This window comes from Kroppenstedtia guangzhouensis (genome assembly GCF_014637345.1).
Taxonomy (GTDB): domain Bacteria; phylum Bacillota; class Bacilli; order Thermoactinomycetales; family DSM-45169; genus Kroppenstedtia; species Kroppenstedtia guangzhouensis.
The window spans coordinates 1-738 of sequence record NZ_BMEX01000073.1 but is presented as its reverse complement, the minus strand read 5'-3'; the positions used below and the strand labels follow the sequence as shown (position 1 = coordinate 738).

General features: G+C 51.5%; 1 protein-coding gene. It reads left to right on the top strand.

The window, feature by feature from the left end; translation table 11 throughout:
- Positions 1 to 456: 456 nt before the first annotated feature.
- Positions 457 to 738, top strand: a 282-nt coding sequence (locus IEV46_RS17855) for a YolD-like family protein (protein ID WP_188433974.1), incomplete at its 3' end; no start/stop codon positions are given.

The following is a 738-nucleotide window of genomic DNA, read 5'->3' as shown; positions in this document are numbered from 1 at the left end:
CGGGTATCGGACTTCTTGCGTTTCTGACCTTTTTGCAACCGGTAGGTCAGGATCACCGGCCCGAAGACCAGGAAAGCCTGCCACAGGTGGCCGAAAAGCCAGGATAGCAAGTCCCGCAAATGGATACACCTCCTTCCGGGTAAACATCGGAAGGAACCCTCCTTTCCAGGGGCAGTATGGAAAACCCCTGCCCTGGCCGAATGAGCCAAGGCCAGGGCAAGACTCCAAAGAGCCGCCTAGGAAAAGAAACAGTCTCCATCTGGAGAAACGTCCGATCTGGATCGTGCCTTGTCCATTCAGTATAGCATATATTGGGCGAATGTTTATTCATTTGCAGTTTTCCGACATCATGTCACAAATTCCCTCTTATCACCGAATGTACGTTCGAGTAAAATGGTGGGTGAGGTGTTTGAAATGGCGTTGGAGCGTGGTAACAAGTTGTGGGAGGGACACCGAATGATTCTCCCACAACATGAAGAGCAGCTGTGGCTGGAGCGTCAGAAAGAAAAGGAGTACCGCCCGCCGGTGTTGGCAGAGGATGCACTGGAAGAAATCAATCGCTTGATTGAACGGTCATACATGGAGGATCAGCCGATTGAGGTAACCTATGCTACCTTATACGGGCCGAGGAAGTATATTGGTTTTGTCATGCGGATCGATCCGGTGGGGAGATGGTTGCTATTGCAGAACGGAGAGGACAAGGAACTCATCCCCTTCTCCAAGATCATCGGGGCAGAG